Origin of the sequence: Mycobacterium sp. URHB0044 (genome assembly GCF_000620625.1) — a bacterium.
Lineage (GTDB): Bacteria > Actinomycetota > Actinomycetes > Mycobacteriales > Mycobacteriaceae > Mycobacterium.
On sequence record NZ_JIAW01000022.1, the window covers coordinates 1 to 20487 of the forward strand.

Consider the following 20487-nt stretch of genomic DNA (forward strand, 5'->3'; position numbering starts at 1 on the left):
GGTGCCGCTGCTGGCTTCGCCGGTGGCGCCGCTGGAGGATTGACCGGAGCTGCCGCTGGTGCCGGAGGATTGGCCGCTGGATCCGGTGGTGCCGGTGGTGCCGGTGGATTGGCCGGTGGCGCCGGAGGAGCTTTGGCCGGTGGTGCCGGAGGAGGACGTGTCGCCCGTCGTCCCTGCCGTCAACAGAACCGTCGTCGTCGGCTCGGCGGGCTGAAAGAGCGATCCGGCGCTCAGAATCAGGCCGCCCGCGAACAACGCCGCGCCGATCGTGCGGCGGTCAGTGATTCGAATGCGTTGCGGCGGTGCGTGCTTGCCGGTCATAGCGGGCCCCCGAGCCTTTGACATGCCTACAGGCAGCGAAGCACCGGCCGTCTCACCATCGCCGGATCGCTGTGGCGTCGACGGTAGGGCGAGTCAGCATCAAAGGAATCGGGTGTTTCCCTATCCTCTGCGGGCCCGTCGAGTAGTCGCGTGCTTTCGCAGGACGTGCTTCCTACTCGGTGGAGGCGCGCCTAGTACCGAATGGCCTCGACCAGCGGCCCCGGCTCGTCCATCAGCGCCCAGAAGCGGTCACGGATGGCGACGGTGAGCGGGCCCGGTTCGCCGGTGCCGATCGGTTCGCCGTCCAGCGAATTGATGGGAGTGACCCCGCCCGCTGTGGTGACGGCCATCAGCTCGTCGGCGTCGTACAACTCGTGGCTGGTCACGTCGCGCAGCGTGGCCTCGATGCCCATGGCGTCGGCCAGCTCGAACACTGTCTTGCGGGTGATGCCCGGCAGCGCATTGCGCGAGGGGGAGGCCAGCTTGCCGTCCTTGACGATGACGACGTTGAACCCCGGCCCCTCGGCGACGCAGCTGTCGGAGTCCAGCAGGATCGCCGTGCGCGCGCCGCGGTCCTTGGCTTCGAAGCTGGCGGCCGTCAGGTCGCCCCACTGGTAGTTCTTGATGGTCGGATCGACGGTGTTGCGCCCGGCGCGGCGGACGTGGCGCGGCACGATAGCGGTGGTGCCGAAGATCTGCTCCTGCGGCGGAAACGCCCACAGGTACGGGATGGCGTAGATGTACACCTGATGGGTGAGCTTCGAAAGGTCCTTCTCGCCCTTGCGCTTTCCGTAGCCACGGGTGACGGTGAGGTTGACGAACGACTCGCGCAGCTGCGACATCGACACGCACTTCTTGGTGATCTCGGCCAGCTCGTCCTTGCTCATGCCGGGGTCCAGCCGCAGCTTGCGTGAGCCGTCGAGCAACCGGTCGAGGTGGTCGCCGAGCCGAAAGATGTTGCCGTGCCACACGTGAGCGACGGTGTAGGTCAGATCCGAGTGTCCGAAACCCGTATCGAAGATCGATATCTTGGCCTCTTCGGCGGGCATGTACTCACCCTCGATCCACGCGACGCCGCCTGCGAAGGGGCTCGACGTGTCGAGTTCGTAGTCGCTGTACTGGATCGCCGAGCCGGCGGGGGTGTCCTCGCGGATCGCTGCACCGGGTTCGACGGGGACCAGGTTGCTGGTGCCCAAATCCGTTGTCAGAGTCATATTTCAATCCTTCGTGTCAATGTGTATGTCAGGAAAGGTGGGTCTTGGCGAAGCTGGGTCCCGCCTCGCCGCGGCTCAGCCGGCTTCGCAGTCCGGTCACCGACCAGATGCCGGCCAGCACGACCAGGCCCAAGAAGACGTAGCCGTTGCCGGCGAACTGCGGCAGGAAGATCAGCGCCACGCACACCAGGGTGAAGCAGATGATGCCGAGGACGTAGATCGGCATCCTTGCGCGGCCGAGGTCGAAGGTGCCCGGTTCGGCGGCCGGGATGGTGCCGCGTCGGTGGCCGATGATCAGGGCGACGGTCTGCAGCACGTAGGTGGCGAATACGGCGAGCGAGGACAACCCGATGATGAGGAAGAAGGCCTTCTCGCTGATCAGTGCCGACAACAGCAGCAGTGTCGAGAGGCCGAACAGGCCGAGCACCGCGTAGGTCGGGGTGCGGTTGCTCGTCGACACGTGCCGCCACACGTGGGAGAACGGCAGCATGTTGTCACGGGCCATCGAGTAGGTCAGGCGCGTCGCGACCAGGATGTTGGCCAGGATGCAGGCCATCACGTTCGTGAGTGCCACGGCGACAACGATTTTCGTGACGACGGGGCCGACCTGCTGGGTGATGATCTCCTCGATGGGGGCCGATGAGGCGGCGGCGACGGCAGCCTGGTCCTTGATGGCCAGCACGTAGACGACGTACATCAGGAATTCGATGACGATCGAGGTGGCCAGGGCATAGAACATCGTGCGTGGGATGACGTGGCGGGCGTCGACGGTTTCCTCGGCGACGTCGGCACTGGCTTCGACGCCGATCAGGCCGAAGAACGGCCCCAGCGACGCCGCCAGCCACGCGAGCACGTACGCGGTGTTGCCGTCCGAGGTGCCACCGGTGAACAACACCGAGATCGGCTGGTGATTGTCGGGCGAGGAGAACGCGACGATTGCCACCAGGATCGTCGCTCCGACGGTGATGACGAGTTCGAGGCTGACGCCGATGTTGTTGACCATCGTGGCGAACCGCACCCCGTAGAGGTTCACGATCATGCAGACCGCCATCACGCCGATGGCGACGAGTATCTGAGTGGTCTGCGTCATCGCGAAGCCGAACAGGCCGCCGAGGTAGCCGGACAGGATGAATCCGACACCGGTCATGCCGCACACCCAGCCGGCAAGGGCCATGACTCCGGTGAACCACGCGAGATTGGAGCCGTGGATGCGGCTGGTCCATTGGTATGCGTAACCCGCCAGCGGGATCTTCGCGGTCAGATCGGCGGCGATGACGACCCAGACGACGAACACCGCGCCGGCCAGCAGCAGTGTCCACACGAACGGTGCGCCCGCGGTGAAGTACCCGGCACCGAATCCGGTGAACACCGCGGTGGTCGCGCTGATGGTCGCGAAGCCGATCGCGAACGAGGCCAGCCTGCCGACCGAGCGGTCGAGCTTCTGGGTGTACCCGAAGTGGGCCAATCGGGCGTCTTCGTCGTCGTGGGGCGAAGGGGTAGTGAGGGGTACGGATGGTGCGGTGTCGGTCATCGGGTGCTCCAAGTGAGGGGTTGAGCGGGCCACGACCTCGTAGTCGGATGCACTGAAGGAAACCCCTTCGGGCCGGGCGGCGGAAGTTCCGAATTCTGATCTACTGATAAATCGGCTTTATTAGTAAAAAGTGGCGGGACGCTCCATGGGATGTCCGTCCTCGAAGCTCCACTCATCCCGGACCTGACGGATGAGCGCCGCCGCGTCGTCGCTGAGGCCATCCGGATGCCACGCCAGCGCCGTGTAGTTGCGCGGCCGGTCGATGATCGGCACGTACGCGATGCCCTGCCGGTCGTACAGGCGCGCGCTGGCCTCGCTGGTGAAGCTGATGCCAAGGCCACGGGCGATGGTGGTCGTCTCCTCCTCGTACGTGGCGGCGACCGCCGCGATCGTGGCGGGCTTGCCGCCGCGCGCATCGGTCGCCATCCAGTAGTCGCGCCATCGCCCGGCGCTGCCCGGCGCCACCACGATGGGATCGTCCAGCAGTTCGGTGATGGACACCTCGGATCGCTGGGCGAGTCGATGGTCGCGCGGGAGACAGGCGACCCAGTCCTCGGCGTCGAGGATCAGCATCCGGTGCTCGGGTAGGTCCACCGGTGGGCGGATGATCGCCACCTCCGTGCTGCCGTCGGCCAAGCCGGCGGTCGGGTCGGAGAAGTCGAATTCCCTTGGCTCGACGCTGATCTCGGGATATGCCGTCTCGAAATGTCGAACCAGGCGGAACAGTACGTCGGCGCCGGTGCCGATCAGGTAGCCGAGCCGGATGCGCCGATCGCGCCCGACCGTCGCGATGAGGTCATCGATGGCGACGTCGACGCCACGAAGCGCCTCGCGCACCTTCGGCAACCACGCCCGACCAGGCTCGGTCAGAGCCACCCCGCGCGTGTTGCGGGTGAACAGCAGGACGCCGAACTGATGCTCGAGTTGCTTGATCGCAGTCGACAGCGCGGGCTGCGTGATGAACAGTCGTTCGGCCGCACGCCGGTAGTTCAGCTCCTCACCGAGCACCGTGAAGTACCGAAGCTGACGCAGCGTCACGCCATCTTTGCTGCTCGTGGGTGTCCTCCGTCCAAAGGCCCGCGCCGCGATGATATGCAACCGGCGGGCGCTTCGCCGAGATAGGCGGGGTTTCCCTGAGACGGTTTCCCTACGACGAACGTGCGAGACGGGAGGCGACGGTGACCCGCTGGGCCGGGACGCCGGCGCGCAGGCATGCCTGCGAGACGATCTGCGCCGAGCCGGCCGTGAAGAGGCCGAAGACGACCTCGTCGGTCGGCACGGCGAGCGTCATGAGCAACTCCACCGGAGATCCGTCGGCAGACATCGATGCGGCGCATTCGTCGAGCCTGGCCGCGGTGAGTTCGAGACCCGAGTCGATGAGCTCGGGCTCGTACCACTCGACGAGGTAGCACGGCTGGCGTGGGTCCGGGATGCCCATCGGCTGAATGTTAGGCGTCCGGCAGGGGGCGGGAATCGGGTGTTTCCCTACGCATCGAGCTGGCTGATCCGCCTGCCGAGTTCGGCCCGGGACCGGATGCCGAGCTTGTGGTAGATGCGGGCAAGGTTGGCTTCGACGGTCTTCGGGCTGATGAACAGTGCTGCGGCGACGTCGCGATTGGTCATCCCCGAGGCGGCGAGTTGGGCGACGCGTTGTTCGGACGGGGTGAGCACGGCCGTGGCGCTCGGCCCCACGCTGACGCGGGCGAGTTCGGCGCGCGCACGGTCCGCCCACAATGGCGTGCCGAGGTCGTCGAAGGCGGCGACCACTTCGCGCAGGGACTTGGCGGCGGCGTCCTTCTGCCGTTGTCGACGCTGAATTTGCCCGAGCAGCAACTGAGTACGCGCGCGTTCGAACGGCATGGGAAGCCGGTCGTGCTCGACCATCGCCCGTTGCGCGGTGCGGTTGGCTGCGTCGATGTCGCCCTGCGCAGCCAGCAGCATGGCGCGGCAGCGGGCGCCGATGGCCAACATCCAAGGGCGGTCCACTCTTTGGCCGTTGCGTTCGAGCCGATCGATCAGGGGCTCGGCGTCGGCGAGGCGACCCACTGCGATCATCGCCTCGACGGCGTCGGGAACGAATGCGGCCGCAATGATTTCGGTGCAGTCGGGGGCCGCGTCGAGCCTGGCCACCTGCGACTGCAGCGTGGTGAGCGCTGCCTCGTAGTTGCCAAGCGAAACGTCGACGAACCCGAGAATCGTGACGGGCCACCCCGACAAGTTGTGCGAACTGCTCCGCTGGCCGGCCGCGAGCGCCTCGCTGGCGTCGTCGCGCGCCTGATCGAGGCGCCCGGCGTAGGCGGCGAGCGAGGCTCGGACCGCCAGGGCCACGCACCGCGGCAGGTCGCCGCCCAGGAGCAGCGCCCGTTCTACCAGGTCCTCAGCGACCCGGGTGGCTTCGGCGAAGGCACCTCGCCAGATCTCGAGCAGACCGGTGTGGAAGTCGATGAAGATCAGTTCGCTCTCTTCGCCGCGCTCGACGTACCGCCGACGCATCACGCCCATCTCTTCGTGCGCTTGGTCGAGTTCGCCGATGCAGGCCAGCAATAGCGCTTTTTGGACGCTGGGGCGAAAGGCCGATGGGATCGCCGCGTCATGGTCTTCCAAGTCGAGTGCGCGTCGCAGGTTCGCCTGATCGAGGCCGTCACCGCGCAGGAGACGAATCATCACCCGCATGCTCAGCGCCTGGCTCAACAGCGAAGCTTCGCCAAGCCTCTCGGCCTCGGTGATGGCGTCCTCGACCCTGTGGTTGGCGGCGGCGAGCTGATCCGCATTGAAGTGGGCAAAAGCCAGCGTCGTCAACATCTGGATGCGTAGCGCGAGATCCTCGCCCGTCTCGGCGAGCCCGCGCTCCAGTAGTCCGGCGGCATCGAGGAAGCTGTCGTCGAAAAGGCGAACGAAGGCAAGCAAGTACAACGCCGCCGCTCGCAACGTGCCCGGCCCAAGGCGCTTGATCGTCGTCTCGAGCACCGTCCTGGCCTGTCCCGGTTCGCCAGCATCCATGAGATGGCTCGCCAACTGGATTCGGCGCTCCGGGGTGTCGCCGCCGAGCCCCACCGCCAATTCGACGAGTTCGGCTGCGGCCGCGGGTGCTCCCCGGCTGCGCGCCGTCTGCGCCGCCTCGTCGAGGGATTGGATCGTCCTCGGGTCGGCGCTGGTGGCGGCCATGGCCAGGTGCCTGGCGCGAAGTTCGGGCTCGTCGACGAGGTCGGCAAGGCGCCGATGCATCTCCCGGCGGCGCGCAGGCGCGGCTTCGGTATAGACGCCCCTGGCCAACAGTGGGTGGGTGAATCGCAGCTGGTTGCCGTTGATCCCGACGATGCCCGTGCTTTCGGCGTCGCCGAGCAGGCTGACGACTCGCTCGGCAGAGGTGCCGGTTGCCGCCGCGACGAGCTCGACCGTTGGCGAGGCGAGGCAGGCCATCGCGAGCAGAGCGTCCTCCGCAGAGGCGTCGACGCTGTCGATTCTGACCCGCACCAGCTCGTTGAGCGTGCTCGGCAACGCCGCCTCGCGGGTCGGCGTGTGATCGTCCATCGGTCGAGCCAACTCGAGTGCGTAGAACGGGTTTCCTCCGGAGACCTGATGGATTCGTATCATGGTCTGTCGCGAGAACGAGCGGCCAAGCCGCCCGGACAGGACTTCGCGCAGGCTGCCAAGGCTCAACGGATGCAACGTTATTCGTTGCAATTCGTCGATCTTCGGCAACTGGAGCCAGGAGGCATCGTTGCCACCATCGGCATCGGTGCGCACGGTGCCGAGCACGCCCACCGGTCCGACGAGCCGTCGCGCGGCGAACGCAATCACCTGTTGGCTGGAGGGATCCAGCCACTGCAGGTCGTCCACGGCCAGCAGCACCGGCGAATCGTCCGCGAGGCCCGTGACGACCGACAGAAAGGCCGCCGCCACCGCGCGTTGATCGGTCGCGAGGTCGGCTTCGGCGCGTAAGAGGACGCGGTCGACGGCAAGGCGCTGAGGTCCCGGCAGATGGGCAAAGGCTGCCTCGTCGACGTCGGCCAACAGATCGGCCAACGTGCCGTAGGCGAGCACCGACTCCGCCTGGGCTGCTCGCGCAGACAGCACGCGGAAGCCTTGTTCGCGCGCCTGATCGACGGCAGCCAACCACAGCGTCGTCTTGCCGATGCCGGCTTCGCCCTGCACCACCAGAGCCGAGGGCTCGACCGCTGCCGAGGTAAGGAACTCGGCGACCGCTCGAGCCTCCGCCGGGCGGCTCACGGCGGCGCGGGACGGCCCGGGGCCGTTGCGTCCGACATGCGGTTCTCCCTAGGGATCGGCCGCGGTTCCGCCTGCAGGGGCGAACACTCGCAGCCGCCGTGGATTGCTGCAGTCAGCGTAATAGCTAGATCGGCTCATCACAGTGTTTGCGCAGTGGACGCACAGCGGCACCCCAGGTTTTCTCCTCTTACGGATCGCGCGGCAGCCCGAGCAACCGTTCTGCGATGATGTTGAGCTGCACTTCGGTGGTGCCGCCGTAGATCGTGGTGGCCCGCCCCGCGAGCAGGTACTCCGCCCATTTGCCCGACGGTTGCTCGGGGTCGCCGATCGCCGCGTCGGTGCCGAACGACGCCACCCCGAACTCGGCGTAACCCTGCCCGGTCTTCATCGACAGCAGCTTGGAGATGGCCGCGTTGGGCATCGGGTCACCGCCCGCCAGGGTCAGCAGCGTCGAGCGCAGGTTGAGCACCTTGGCGGAATAGCCCTCGGCGATCAGCCGGCCCGCTTCGTGCTGCTCGATCTGGTCGAAGTGACCGTCCTTCAGGAACTCGACGAACTGGTCCAGGTTGGCCAGGAACGGCGGCTCGCTACTGCCGATCGAGACGCGCTCGTTGGTCAACGTGTTGCGGCTGACCTCCCAGCCGCGGTCGACCTCGCCGAGCACCATGGCATCGGGGACGAACACGTCGTCGATGAAGACGGTGTTGAACATCGCATTGCCGGTCAGTTCGCGAAGCGGTTTCACCTCGACGCCCGGGCTCTTCATGTCCAGCAGGAAGTACGTTATGCCGTTGTGTTTCGGTGCGCTGGGATTGGTCCTGGCCAGCAGGGCGCCCCATTGCGAGTACTGCGCACCGGTGGTCCAGATCTTCTGCCCGGTGATCCGCCAGCCGCCGTCGACCTTGGTGGCCTTGGTGGTCAGGCTGGCCAGGTCCGAACCCGCACCGGGCTCGGAGAACAACTGGCACCAGATCATCTCGCCACGGAACGTGGGCGGCAGGAACTGCTGCTTCTGCTCGTCGGTGCCGTAGGCGACGATCGACGGGATGATCCAGGCGGCGATGCCCATCGCAGGCCGCTTCACCTTCCCGGTCGCGAACTCCTGGGCGATGATGACCTGTTCGATCGGCGTTGCGGCGCGGCCCCACGGCTTGGGCAGATGGGGCTGTACCCAGCCGCCCTCGGCGATCGCGGTGTTGCGTTCCTCGCGTGGAATCTCCTTGAGCCCAGCCACTTCCGCGCGGATCTCGTCGCGCACCTTCTCGGTGTCCGGGTCGAGGTCGATGTTGATCGCGCGCATCCCGGTGCTGGTGGCGATGTCGACCACCCGTTGCGGGTAGTCGGCCGCGCGCCCGAAGCATGCGGCCAGCACGATCGCCCGCCGGTAGTAGACGTTGGTGTCGTGTTCCCAGGTGAAGCCGATGCCACCGTGCACCTGGATGCAGTCCTGGGTGCAGTGCTGTGCGGCCACCGGCGCCAGGGTGGCGGCGACGGCGGCGGCGAACTCGTAGGCGCTGTCCGGGGAGCCGTCGTCGATGGCGCGTGCCGCGTCCCACACTGCGGCCGTGGCGCGCTCGGTCTCGGCGATCATGCCCGCGCACTTGTGCTTGATGGCCTGGAACTGACCAATGGGCCTGCCGAACTGCTCGCGGATCTTGGCGTACGCCGACGCGGTGTCGGTGGCCCAGCGGGCGACGCCGATGCACTCCGCCGACAGCAGGGTCGACATCAGGGCGCGGGCATGCGTACGGCTGAGGTTGGCCAACAGGCGATCGTCACCGACCTCGACGGCGTTGGCGCGCACGTGCGCGACGGGGCGCAGCGGGTCGACGCTCGCGACCGGCTCGATCTCGACCTGGTCGGCGTCGAGGACCACCCACTCCTCGCCGCCGTCGATCGCCACGGGCAGCACCAGGATGGACGCTTGCGCGGCGGCGGGGACCGCCCGCACCTCGCCGCGGATGACGAGACCGGCCGAATCGCCCTGGCCGTGCCGCGTGGCGGTCAATCCGGAGTCGATGGCGTAGGCCGCGATGGTGTCGCCCGAGGCGAGCGCCTCCAGCCGCTTGTCGTCGGGATCGTTGGCCGAGATCAGCGTGCTCGCGATCGCCGAAGGGACGAACGGCCCGGGCACGGCGCCGTAGCCGAACTCGGCGAACACGATGGCCAGCTCCAGTATGCCGAAACCTTGTCCGCCGACGGACTCGGACAGGTGAAGGCCCTGCAGGCCCTGCTCCGCGGCGGCTTTCCAGTAGGGCGGCGGGTTCGGAATCGGCGTCTCGAGCGCCTCGTGCAGAACCTCCGACGGCGCCACCCGAGCCACGAACGACCGAACCGAATCGGCCAGATCGTTGTGCTCGGACGTGATCGCGATGGGCATGATTGCCTCCCTAATAACCGGTGGGTTGGGACCGAGGATACCGCGACGACCTGCTGGAGCCGACTGGCACCTCAGTCGAGTTGGTTGACCAGGTTGACTAGGTCGCGGCCGTCGCGCAGGCGTTCGCAGTTGTCCACCGCCTCGCCGAGATAGCGGCGCATGGTGTCGGCGGTGTACCAGGTGACGTGCGGGGTCAGCACCACGTTGTCGATGGCCAGCAGTGGGTTGTCCGGGGCCACCGGCTCGACCGCGAACACGTCCAGGCCCGCACCGGCAAGCCGGCCCGCGCGCAGCGCCTCGACCAGGGCGGCCTCGTCGATGATCGCGCCACGCGAGGTGTTGACCAGCACGGCCTCCGGGTTCATCAGGGCCAGCGCCGGGGAGTCGAGCATTCCTTCGGTCCGATCGGTCAGGGGCAGGTGCAGCGAGACGACGTCGCTGGCGGCGAGCAGGTCGGGCAGTGACCGCCAACTGGCATGCCCGTCGTCGCGCGTGCTGGTGTGCAGCACGCGGGCGCCCATCGCCGTCACGATCGTCTCGACGCGTTTCGCGACGTTGCCGTAGCCGACCAGGCCGACGGTGCAGCTGCCGATGTCGCGCACCGTCTCGCCGAGGGTCGGATCCGACGGCCACCCCGCGCCGGCCCGGGTGGCCGCATCCAAGGCAGGTAGTCGGCGGAGGACGGCCAGCATCAACAGCACGGTCCCCTCGGCGACCGACGGGGCGTTGGCGCCGGGCATGTTGGCCACGGCGATGCCGTGTTCGGTGGCCGCATCGACGTCGATGGTGTTCACCCCCGCGCCCAACTTGTGCACCAGGCGGCACTTTGGCGCCCGCGCCAGGTCTTCGCCGGAGAGCGGCCGCAGCACGTGCCAGATCACGTCTGCTTCTGGCAGTTCGCGGTAGAAGGCGTCGTCGTCGTCCTCCGCGCAGTACCGGATGTCGAGCCAATCGGCCTGTGGGGCAAGCAGTGCCCGTACCTTGTCGCCGGGAACGAAGTGGGCCAGGACTCTGAGGCGTTCGCTCACCGCCACCGTTTCGCGATCCACTTCGCGATGGTATCGGCCTGCTCGCTGCGGGCGCCCGGCGTGGTGAAGTAGTGGTCGGAGTCGATCGAGCGCATCGACTTGTCCTTGCTGGCCAGCGCGTCGTGGATGCGTTGCGCGTCGGAGGGATATACGCCCGAGTCCTGTTCGGCGTTGATCACCAGCGCCGGACACGTGATGCGGGCCAGGTGGGGTTCGGCGCGGGTCTGGGAATGCCGCAGGCTCCACATGCCCAGCCAGCTACGCAATGTGCACGCCGCGGCGATGCCGTGCGCCGACCGATTGGCCTTCGCCGGGACGCCTGCGTAGCAGGTGTTGGCCGGGCGTTTGGTGGGTTCGATGCTCGGATCGACCATGCGAAGGTCGGCCCAGGTACGCAGGACGGTGAAGGGCCGATCCGAGAAGCCCGCGGCGCGAATCCTTTTCATCTCGTCTTCGGCCCATTGCGTGATCGCGTGGTTGCGTGCGGTCTGCGCCGCCCGGTACCGCTCGATGAAGTCGGCCGTGTAGGGCGGACCGTTGCGTTCGTTGAACGGGTCCAGTGCCGGGTCGGTGGCGACGGGATCGGCCTCGTCGACGACGGAACCGTCCATCCATGCCGTCAGCACGTCGGGCCTGCCAGGGTGGGCCGCGCTCGCCACGTAGCCGTCTGCCGGCAGGAGGTCCAACAGACCGGCCGCGGGTCGCATCCCCTCCAGTGGCGTCACGTGTGGGTCGACGGCCTGCGCCTGATAGGCAGCCATCAGTGAACCGCCGCCGGAATTACCAAGCAGCACTATGGTTTCCACACCCTGTGCTTCACGCAGCCAGCGGATGCCGACGCCGATGTCCACCAGTGCGTGGTCGAGAAGGAAGCTGCTCTCGAAGCCACGGAACCGGGTGTTCCAGCCGAGGAACCCGATGCCGCGGGTGGCCATGTAGTCCGCGAGGTAGTGCTCGGAGAAGTCGACCTGATAGTGCGTCGCGATCATCGCGACCTTCGGCTTGCGTCCCACGCCGCGGTGGTAGATGCCCTGGCAGGGGTGGCCGCCCGAGCCGGCCCGACGGGCGGTGGGGGAGTCGACACCGATGAACTCCCGGGTCACCCCCGGCGTCGCGGACCCACTCGGACTCTTCGTCATGTCGGCGAGGTCTCCTCGAAGTAGATGGCGCGGTAGAACACCGCCGCCAACGTCGTGATGCATGCCTCGTCGTCGACTGTCGCGGCACCATCGCCGCTCAACTGCGCGTGGCAGAACTGGTTGAGCATGGAGACCAATGCCGTCGCGAGCAGATGCGGATCGTCGCCGACGCAAAACCCTTGCCGCTGGGCCTGTTCGACCATCGTCGTGACCAACGAGATGGGCAGTTCGCAGATGTCGGCCCAGTACTGCGCGAAGTCGTCGCTGACCATGGCCAACTGCGAGACGCTGATCATCTCCGCCAGTCGATGCCGGTAGGTGTTCCAGTGGGCAGCCACGGCACGGTGCACACGCTCCCGGTTGCTCAACTCGGGCTCTGCGGCTGACAGCGCTCTGTCGCGGGCCTCGTCGCGGAAGCGCAGCGCCCACTCGCGGACCATCGCCTCCTTGGAGTCGTAGTAGTTGTAGAAGGATGCGGTCGACCGGCCGGCCTCCGCGGCGATGTCGGAGATCGTGGTCGCGAGGATTCCCTTGCGCGCGATGACGATTCGTGCGGCGGCGTCGATCGCGGCCTGGGTCTGCCTACCCCGCAGGGTCGGCAGTTGTTCACGCGGCGCGAGCGTCACACAGAGCCTTTCCGATGCCTTTTCGGAGCCTTTTCGAACCGTTCGAATTCATTGATCGGATCTGAATCTGATGTTAGATTCAGATCCGAACCTTGACCAGACCTCGTCGGTCCGGCATCTCGAGGAGTCGCGACGTGATCAAGCCACAGAACACCAATTCCGAGTTTCAACTCGGCGGCATCAACCACGTGGCGTTGGTGTGTGCGGACATGGCGAAGACGGTCGAGTTCTACTCGGAAGTGCTCGGCATGCCCTTGGTCAAGTCGCTGGACCTGCCCGGCGGCATGGGGCAGCACTTCTTCTTCGATGCAGGCAACGGTGATTGCGTGGCATTCTTCTGGTTCGCCGAGGCGCCCGACGGCGTGCCCGGCGTGTCGGCGCCCGCATCCATACCCGGAATCGGCGAGATCCTCAGCGCCGTAGGGTCGCTGAATCATCTCGCATTCCACGTTCCGGCCGAGAAGTTCGACGAGTACCGGCAGAAACTGAAGGCCAAGGGCGTGCGCGTCGGTCCCGTGCTGAACCACGACGAGAGCCCCGCGCAGGTTTCGGCCACCCTGCATCCCGGCGTCTACGTGCGCTCGTTCTACTTCCAGGACCCCGACGGGATAACGCTCGAGTTCGCCTGCTGGACCAAGGAATTCACCGCGGACGACACGGTGACGGAACCGAAGACCCAGGCCGACCGCCGTCCGCCGGTGGCTGCGCGTTAGGTCCGGTACAGCTTGCGCGCCGCGAGTTCGTCGATGATCCGCGTGATCTGATCGACCAGCGCGTCCTGGTCGAGTTGGATGTCGCCGGCCACCCACGCGCTGATCGTCTGGGCGACGCCGCCGACCACGAAGTGCGAGAAGGCGTTGGTCGACTCGTTCTGCGGCAGCCGGTAGGTGCTCGTCACGTGCTGGCTGGACAGCAGGGCGAACACGCCACCGAGCCCGGCGCGCTTGCGCACCAGCACCGTGTTCGAGAGTTGAGCGTTGAACAGGAGCCTGCCGATGCGGGCGTCGCCGGCGATGACGCGGACCAGGTTGGCGATACCTGCCTTGTTCTGCTCCTCGCGCGGTGCTGCTGCCACGGCAGCCTGCGTGGTGGCGGCGATGTCGGCGGTCACCCAGTCGAACACCGCGGCGACGAATTCGTCCTTGTCGGAGAAGCTTTCGTAGAAGTAGCGCGCCGAGATCCCGGCCTGCGTGCAGATGGCCCGGACGGTCAGTTCGGCCGGATCCTCCACACCGCCGAGCAGTTCGAGTCCCGCGTCGAGCAGCCGCCGCCGACGCTCGGCGATCCGCTCGCGTGCTTGCACGCCGCCGTACGGACGGACCTGGACCATGCGCACCATCTTGACACCTGTCAGGAGCCGAGGCAATATCAGGAAACAGGCGTTCTCACATTTGACCCGTCGAAGGAGTGACCCATGACGGTCAGCGACAGCCACGTCGAGCGCGCGATCAGCGCATCCGCGGTTGCGAAGGGGTCCCACGTCCCGGGGCGTCGCGCCGGCATCGACGATGGCCTGATGGGCGTGGCGCTGCTGGCTGGCCCTGCGAACGTGATCATGCAACTTGCCAGGCCCGGTGTCGGTTACGGCGTGCTGGAGAGCCGGGTAGAGAGCGGCCGCGTCGACCTGCACCCAATCAAGCGGGCGCGCACCACGTTCACGTACCTTGCCGTGGCCACGAAGGGCAGCGACGGCCAGAAGGCGGCCTTCCGCCGAGCGGTGAACGGCGCCCATGCTCAGGTGTACTCGACCGACGACAGCCCGGTGAAGTACAACGCCTTCGACAAGGACCTCCAGATGTGGGTCGCGGCGTGCCTCTACAAGGGCGCCGTCGACGTCTACCGGATCTTCATCGGCGAGATGGACGACGAGACCGCCGAACGGCACTACGCCGAGGGCATGTCACTCGGCACCACCCTGCAGGTGCCCGAGGAGATGTGGCCCGCCGACCGCGCCGCGTTCGACCGCTACTGGCAGGACTCGTTGCAGCGCGTCCACATCGACGACACGGTGCGCAGGTACCTGTACCCGATCGCGGCGGGTCGGGTGCGCAAGGTGACGTTGCCGGGGCCGCTGCAGCGCTGGGCGGACGCCGGTGCGCTGCTCATCACCACCGGGTTCCTGCCGCAGAAGTTCCGCGACGAGATGCACCTGTCCTGGGACGAGCGGCGGCAGCGCCGGTTCGACCGCCTGATGGCCGCGCTGCGCACGGTCAATCACCTGATGCCGCGCGTCGTGCGGCAGTTCCCGTTCAACGTGTTGCTGAAGGACGTCGACCGGCGAATCCGGACCGGCCGGCCGTTGGTCTGACGCGCGGGCCGCGGTCAGGTTCGCCGCGTACGCTCGCCTTCGTGCGTACCGACGATGACACCTGGGACATCACTACGAGCGTGGGAGCGACGGCGTTGTTCGTCGCCGCGGCAAGGGCTTTGGAGGCGCAGAGGGACGAACCACTGGCCGTCGACCCGTACGCCGCGGTGTTCTGTCGTGCCGTCGGCGGCGAGTGGTCGGACCTGGTGGACGGCAGCCAGGACGACACTGCGGACGACGACGGTCCGGCGCAGGGGCGCCTGCGGAGCGACTTCGGTCAGCACTTCGTCTCGTTCCAGGGCGCCCGCACCAAGTACTTCGACGCCTACTTCGCCGACGCCTCCGACGCCGGTGTCCGCCAGATCGTCATCCTTGCCGCGGGGCTCGACTCGCGCGCGTACCGGTTGCCCTGGCCCGACGGCACGGTCGTCTACGAGCTCGACCAACCTCAGGTGCTCGCATTCAAGCGCGAGGTGTTGACCGCCCACGGGGACGCGCCACGCGCCGAACGCAGAGAGGTTCCCGTCGACCTGCGCGACGACTGGCCGACGGCGCTCGTGACGAGCGGCTTCGACCCGTCGAAGCCTTCGGCGTGGATCGCCGAGGGGCTGCTCATCTACCTGCCCGCCAGCGCGCAGGAGCAGCTGTTCGCCGGCATCGACGCATTGTCCAGCCCGGGCAGCCGGGTGGCGGTGGAGGAGGGCAGGCCCATGCCTCAGGACGCCTTCGAGGCCAAGCGGGCGGAGGAACGGGCCGAGGGCGCCGACGGCACGTTCTTCACGCTGGTCTACAACGAGCTGCATGCCCCGGCCGAGGATTGGTTCGGCGCGAAGGGGTGGACGGCTCGCACCACGCCGCTGGCGCCTTACCTCCGTGAGCTGGGTCGACCGGCTCCCGACGACGACCCCGACGTCAGCCCGATGGTCGAGTCGATCAGCCTGGTCACCGTCGTCAAGGAGTGAGGGTTCCCGCTACTCGGCGCCGTGCTCGTCGGAGTGCTCTGGCAGGCGAAGATGCCCAAGTCGTCGCTATTTGAGCAAACACCCTTGTAGGATCGCCGTGTGGGGGCACACGACACGTCTCACCGGTTCGACTACCTGTTCGAGCCCGTGGACGGTGAAACGACGACGGCCGCGGTGCCGGCCGAGGGGTCCGTCGTTGCGCCGGAATCCGAGAAAGCCGCTCGGCGGTGGTGGCCGTTGCCCGTCGTGGCGATCAGCGCGGTGCTCGTCGGCGCCGTCGTCCTCTTCCTGAGGTGGTCGGGGCCGGCCGACGTCGTGCCGGACCCGTCGCAATCCGTTCCGACGCCGGTGCCGACGCCCATCGTGACCAACGCGCCCGTCGTCGAGTCAGCGCTCGAACCCGCCCCCGCGCCACCTCCACCGCCGGAGGCCGTCCCGTCTCAAGCGACGACGAAGGTCCGCACGGCACCGGTGTTGATCCCGCCGCCCGCACCGTCGCAGGCGCCCTCCGCAGCGCCGGCGCCCACCAGGGCGGAGACCTCGCCTGCGCCTAGTGTCCGGCCGCCCATCAGCGTCAGCCCCGAACCGCGGCCCGCCTTCCCCAATCAGCATCCGCCAGAGGGCGATCCGAGCCGTGGCGGGCTGCTAGGTGGATTGTTCTGACCCTCAGGCGAACATGAACTCGCTCATGAACTTGGTCATCCGGCGCAGGTAGTCCGGCTGGCTGACGTGCAGGATGTGGTTGCCGGGGAACCAGTGAAACGCGCACCGATCCCAGTGCTCCCATAGCAATTCGGCTTGTTCCGGTGGAGCCAGGCGATCGCCGAGGCCGGTGATGATGAGGCGGCGGTCCTTGGGGACCAACGGCGGGTAGTTCAGCGGGGAGTGATACATCGATGCAGCAGTCGACAATTCGCGATCGGTGCCCGTCAGGCGGTTGCCGAGCTTGACCAGAAGGTTGGCCGGAAACCAGTCGTCGAACGCCGATTCCGGGGTGACCACCGGAACGTTCGGGATGACGGCCTGCACCCGGTCGTCCACTCCCGCGATCAGGGCCGACGTGTAACCGCCGAGCGACATGCCGGTCAGTGCGATCCGGTCTACGCCGGTGTGCTCCAAATAGTCGACCACCGAACGGAAGTCGTGCACCGCCTGGGCCATCGCCTCGGCGAAACCGGCGAACCCATCGGCGAAGTAGCCGTAACCGCTGTAGGGCGAGCGTCTTTCGGCGCGCCGACCGTGAAACGGCAACGTGTACAGCAGGACGTCGTAGCCCGACCGGTAGAACCATGGCAGCGAGAAGAAGAGGCCATTGAACAGATACGCCGAGCCCATGAAGCCGTGGATCAGGCACAGCGTCGGATGTGGACCGTCGTCGTGCAACCAGTGCTGGGCGTGGACGACGTTGTTGCGTTCGTAGCCAAGGCGGTGTTCGCGCACCGCCGGGTTCATCGCCTGGAAGCTGCTCCTGAACCTGATGTTCTGCACGCGGCCGTGCGCCATCCACTCGGCGACCGGGTTGGCCGCTCGCGACGACACCCGCGGCAGCTCGGTGGGCGCGGGGAAGGACAGGTTCGGGTCCTGCGCGGCGCCGAGATCGGCGTAGAAGCGCAGCGCGTCGTGTTCGGCCCGGGAATCGGTTGGGCGCAGCACTGTGGCCGCGACCTTGGGAAGCATTGCGCCACCGACCATCGACGCGATCATGGTCCGAAGGCCCAGGTCGGCGATGGCCGAGGAGTCGACGATGAGCTTCTCGCGCAGACTCAGATCGCTACGCCGCGGCAGGCCACCGGCGTTCGCGTCCGCGCCGGGAACGTCCGGCAGCGGGATCGGCGGGTCGATCGCGGCGGCAGTGTTCGACGACGAACTAGGCACGTCCGATGGTAGCCCGCTAACTAACGCGGTAAACCAAGGAATTTCCAATTGTCGTGGCCGGATAGTGCTGGGCCACCCAATCGGCGATGTCGCGGGCATGCGACGCGGAGTGATTCTCCGAGCGGATGACCCGTCCGCTGGGTGCGGCGGCGCCGCCCCTGCCCGCTTCGACGTAGTAGGTGACCCGTCCGGCGTGGACGTCGTCGATGAACTGGTCGAGGGTGGGAACCGGGTCGCCGCTCCACCCGCCGATCGCCATCACCGCCGTCCCCGAAGCGATCTCGAGCGCTGCGGCGGACTGGGACCCGTTCGTGGCGGCCGACCACGGCGTATGCGTGGCGGCGAGCAGGTCCGCCAGGGCGCGGTTGCTGGCCTCGTCACCCGTCCAGCCGCCAATGGCGAACGCCTTCACCGCCTTCTGCGCGGTGACCGGCCGCATCGACGTCGGGGAGGTCAAACTCACCGCATTGGGAATCGCGCCGTGGTGCGGTGTCAGCACGGTAGCGATCGTGAACACGACGGTTCCCGCGGAGGCACCGATCGCGCCCAGTGCCACCGCGGTGGCCGCCGGGCGCCATCGGCCGATGAGCGCGACCACGGCTCCGAGCGCGCTGAGCGCCGCGATCATCCACGGCAGCCAGTGTGGGCCGAAGTCGTTGCGGGTCAATAGGGTAACCGATTGCCAGCCGGTAAGCCCCAGCATGCCGGTGAGCGCGATCCGGCCGTCCCAGCCGGACCGGGCGCGCCATGCCCATGCCGACCCGAGCCCCACCAATGCGGCGACCGCGGGTGCCAGCGCCACGCTGTAGTACGGATGCACGGTGCCGTTCATGAGCGTGAACACCAGCCCTGTCACCAGCAGCCAACCGCCCCACGACACGACGGCGGCATGCTCGTCGCGGCTGAGACGGCCACGCGCCCAGAGGTATCCGCCGAACGAGAGTGCGAGCAGCGCTGCGGGAAGCAACCAGGAGATCTCGTTGCCGAACTCTCCGGTGAACAGTCGACGTAGGCCCGTCGAGGTGTTCCTGGGTAACGTCGCGCCACCCCATCGCGCATCGGGTGGTTGTCCAACGATTCGGCTGAACCCGTTGTAGCCCAGCGCGAGATCGAGCACCGTGTCGTTCGTGGAGCCGCCGATGTACGGTCGGGACGTGGCCGGTATGAGCTGCACGACGGCTACCCACCAGCCCGCCGACGCGACGAGGGCGCCGGTGGCAGCGGCGATGTGCAGCAGGCGCTTGCGCCAAGACGTAGGGGCGGCAAGCAGAAACGCGGCAGCGAAGCCGGGTAGCACCAGGAAGGCCTGCAGCATCTTGGTCAGGAAGGCGGCGCCCATCACCGCGCCGACGAGCAGGAGCCAGCGCCACGATGCTGCGGCGACCGCGCGGGTCAGGCAGTAGGCCGCGACGGTGATGAGCAAGACGAGGAACGCGTCGGGGTTGTTGAATCGGAACATCAACGCCGCCGCGGGGGTCCACGCCAGCGCGGCGCCGGCGATCAGTCCGGCGACGGCGCCCTGGCGCGGGTCGGCGATCGTGCGCCGCACCGAGGCGAAGAGCGCGCCGACCGCGGCGACGCCCATGACGGCCTGCGGCGCCAGGACCGACCAGCTGTTCATGCCGAACAACCGAACCGACAACCCGGTGACCCAAAGTGCGCCCGGCGGCTTGTCGACGGTGATGAAGTCACGGGCGTCCAGCGCACCGAAGAACCACGCCGACCAGCTCTGGGCGCCTGCCTGGGCGGCTGCGGCATAGAAGGTGTTGCCGTATCCGCTCGCCGACAGATTCCACAGGTAGAGCAACGCCGTGCACGCCAGCAGGGCGGCCAGGGCGATGCGGGGCCACCGTGCGGTCACGACTGCCAAGTGTCGTCGGTCTGTCTGCCAGCCAGCTGTGAGTGAGGGCCTTCCGGGGCGCCGCTGGCCGTCGGTGATGATGGACATATGTGGAATCCCGACGTGTACCTGGCGTTCGCCGACCATCGCGGACGGCCGTTCTTCGACCTGTTGTCCCGAGTGGGTGCCGATGCGCCGCGCCGTGTGGTCGATCTGGGGTGCGGGCCGGGCAACCTGACGATGCATCTGCAGCAGCGCTGGCCGGACGCGGTGGTCGAGGGGCTGGATTCGTCGGCTGAGATGGTGGAGGCGGCCCGCGGACGAGGGATCGACGCCCGCGTCGGCGACCTCGACGGGTGGAGTCCTGCCGCTGACACGGACGTGGTGCTGAGCAACGCTGCGTTGCAGTGGGTGCCGAACCACCGCGACTTGCTGGTCCGGTGGGTATCGCAACTGCCCGCCGGGGCGTGGATCGCGATGCAGGTGCCGGGAAACTTCGACGCGCCGTCGCACGTCACGGTGCGTTCGCTCGCCGCGCAACCGCAGTGGGCAGCGGCGTTGGGCGACTTACCCTTCCGTAGCAGTCAGGTCGTCGATGACCCGGCCGAGTACGCGGGCATGCTGACCGACGTGGGGTGCACCGTCGACGCGTGGGAGACCACCTACGTGCATCAGCTGACGGGGGAGACGCCGGTGCTTGACTGGATCAGCGGGACGGCGTTGACGGCGGTGCAGAGCCGGTTGCCTGATGACCAATTCGCTGAATTCCGAAGGGAACTGATTCCGCTGTTGGCGGAGGCCTACCCGCCGCGGCCCGACGGGATCACGTTCTTTCCCTTCCGCCGGGTGTTCGTGGTGGTTCGAGTGGGCGACTAGGCTGTTGCCTCCCGTGCCTCCCGCGTCTCCCGTGCCTCCCGTGCCTCCCGCGTCTCCCGTGCGTTCCGCCCGTCACTGGACCGGACGGTAGTGGAAGTGCCCACCTATGAGCGACTTTCGCGTTGCCGGGTGCCGCGCGGGTCGGTTGGTAGTGGAA

The 20487-nt window shown here is 67.5% G+C and carries 18 protein-coding genes; 5 read left to right on the forward strand and 13 right to left on the reverse strand.

The window, feature by feature from the left end; genetic code table 11:
• The 10 genes from N536_RS42695 to N536_RS0130295 form a co-directional block, all read right to left on the reverse strand.
• The coding region (locus N536_RS42695) for a hypothetical protein (RefSeq protein ID WP_197040274.1) at positions 1-321 on the reverse strand (321 nt) is incomplete at its 3' end.
• A gap of 191 nt (positions 322-512) precedes the next feature.
• Positions 513-1535 (reverse strand): aminotransferase class IV, encoded by a 1023-nt coding sequence (locus N536_RS0130255; RefSeq protein ID WP_029117035.1) that lies wholly within the window; start codon positions 1533-1535, stop codon positions 513-515.
• A gap of 28 nt (positions 1536-1563) precedes the next feature.
• Complete coding sequence (locus tag N536_RS0130260) at positions 1564-3066, reverse strand: APC family permease (RefSeq protein WP_029117036.1); 1503 nt, start codon at positions 3064-3066, stop codon at positions 1564-1566.
• Between the two features lie 120 nt (positions 3067-3186).
• On the reverse strand, positions 3187-4104 hold the full coding sequence (locus N536_RS0130265) for a LysR family transcriptional regulator (RefSeq protein WP_036438165.1): 918 nt from the start codon (positions 4102-4104) through the stop codon (positions 3187-3189).
• 109 nt (positions 4105-4213) lie between these two features.
• On the reverse strand, positions 4214-4504 hold the full coding sequence (locus tag N536_RS0130270) for a hypothetical protein (RefSeq protein ID WP_029117038.1): 291 nt from the start codon (positions 4502-4504) through the stop codon (positions 4214-4216).
• A 47-nt stretch (positions 4505-4551) separates the two neighbouring features.
• Entirely contained in the window at positions 4552-7296 is a 2745-nt protein-coding gene (locus N536_RS0130275) for a helix-turn-helix transcriptional regulator (RefSeq protein ID WP_029117039.1), read from the reverse strand.
• A 187-nt stretch (positions 7297-7483) separates the two neighbouring features.
• Positions 7484-9676, reverse strand: a complete 2193-nt coding sequence (locus N536_RS0130280) for an acyl-CoA dehydrogenase (RefSeq protein ID WP_029117040.1) — start codon at positions 9674-9676, stop codon at positions 7484-7486.
• A gap of 71 nt (positions 9677-9747) precedes the next feature.
• Positions 9748-10710 carry a 2-hydroxyacid dehydrogenase gene (locus N536_RS0130285; RefSeq protein WP_029117041.1) on the reverse strand — a complete coding sequence of 321 codons (963 nt, stop codon included), beginning with the start codon at positions 10708-10710 and terminating at the stop codon, positions 9748-9750.
• Positions 10701-11843, reverse strand: a complete 1143-nt coding sequence (locus tag N536_RS0130290; protein WP_029117042.1) for an alpha/beta hydrolase — start codon at positions 11841-11843, stop codon at positions 10701-10703. The genes N536_RS0130285 and N536_RS0130290 overlap by 10 nt, the downstream gene beginning before the upstream one ends.
• The gene (locus tag N536_RS0130295) at positions 11840-12469 is read right to left on the reverse strand and encodes a TetR/AcrR family transcriptional regulator (RefSeq protein WP_029117043.1); all 630 of its coding nucleotides are present in this window, start codon (positions 12467-12469) and stop codon (positions 11840-11842) included. The genes N536_RS0130290 and N536_RS0130295 overlap by 4 nt, the downstream gene beginning before the upstream one ends.
• 134 nt (positions 12470-12603) lie before the next feature.
• Here N536_RS0130295 and N536_RS0130300 point away from each other — a divergent pair, with 134 nt between their 5' ends.
• Entirely contained in the window at positions 12604-13182 is a 579-nt protein-coding gene (locus N536_RS0130300; protein WP_029117044.1) for a VOC family protein, read from the forward strand.
• Here the strand turns inward: N536_RS0130300 and N536_RS0130305 are convergent.
• Positions 13179-13799: a TetR/AcrR family transcriptional regulator gene (locus N536_RS0130305; RefSeq protein ID WP_369798486.1), complete on the reverse strand. Its 621-nt coding sequence runs from the start codon at positions 13797-13799 to the stop codon at positions 13179-13181. The two genes, N536_RS0130300 and N536_RS0130305, sit on opposite strands and share 4 nt — an antisense overlap.
• Positions 13800-13883: 84 nt before the next feature.
• On the opposite strand from N536_RS0130305, the gene N536_RS0130310 reads away from it, so the two are divergent.
• The 3 genes from N536_RS0130310 (at position 13884) to N536_RS0130320 (ending at position 16402) form a co-directional block, all read left to right on the forward strand.
• Positions 13884-14777, forward strand: a complete 894-nt coding sequence (locus N536_RS0130310) for an oxygenase MpaB family protein (protein WP_029117046.1) — start codon at positions 13884-13886, stop codon at positions 14775-14777.
• Between the two features lie 41 nt (positions 14778-14818).
• Positions 14819-15739: a class I SAM-dependent methyltransferase gene (locus N536_RS0130315; RefSeq protein WP_029117047.1), complete on the forward strand. Its 921-nt coding sequence runs from the start codon at positions 14819-14821 to the stop codon at positions 15737-15739.
• A gap of 99 nt (positions 15740-15838) precedes the next feature.
• Entirely contained in the window at positions 15839-16402 is a 564-nt protein-coding gene (locus N536_RS0130320; RefSeq protein ID WP_029117048.1) for a hypothetical protein, read from the forward strand.
• 3 nt (positions 16403-16405) lie between these two features.
• On the opposite strand, the gene N536_RS0130325 is transcribed toward N536_RS0130320, so the two are convergent.
• The gene (locus N536_RS0130325; protein WP_029117049.1) at positions 16406-17614 is read right to left on the reverse strand and encodes a S9 family peptidase; all 1209 of its coding nucleotides are present in this window, start codon (positions 17612-17614) and stop codon (positions 16406-16408) included.
• 16 nt (positions 17615-17630) lie between these two features.
• The gene (locus N536_RS0130330; protein ID WP_029117050.1) at positions 17631-19562 is read right to left on the reverse strand and encodes a glycosyltransferase family 39 protein; all 1932 of its coding nucleotides are present in this window, start codon (positions 19560-19562) and stop codon (positions 17631-17633) included.
• Here N536_RS0130330 and N536_RS0130335 point away from each other — a divergent pair, their 5' ends adjacent.
• Positions 19563-20330: a trans-aconitate 2-methyltransferase gene (locus tag N536_RS0130335; protein WP_029117051.1), complete on the forward strand. Its 768-nt coding sequence runs from the start codon at positions 19563-19565 to the stop codon at positions 20328-20330.
• Positions 20331-20487: the final 157 nt, after the last annotated feature.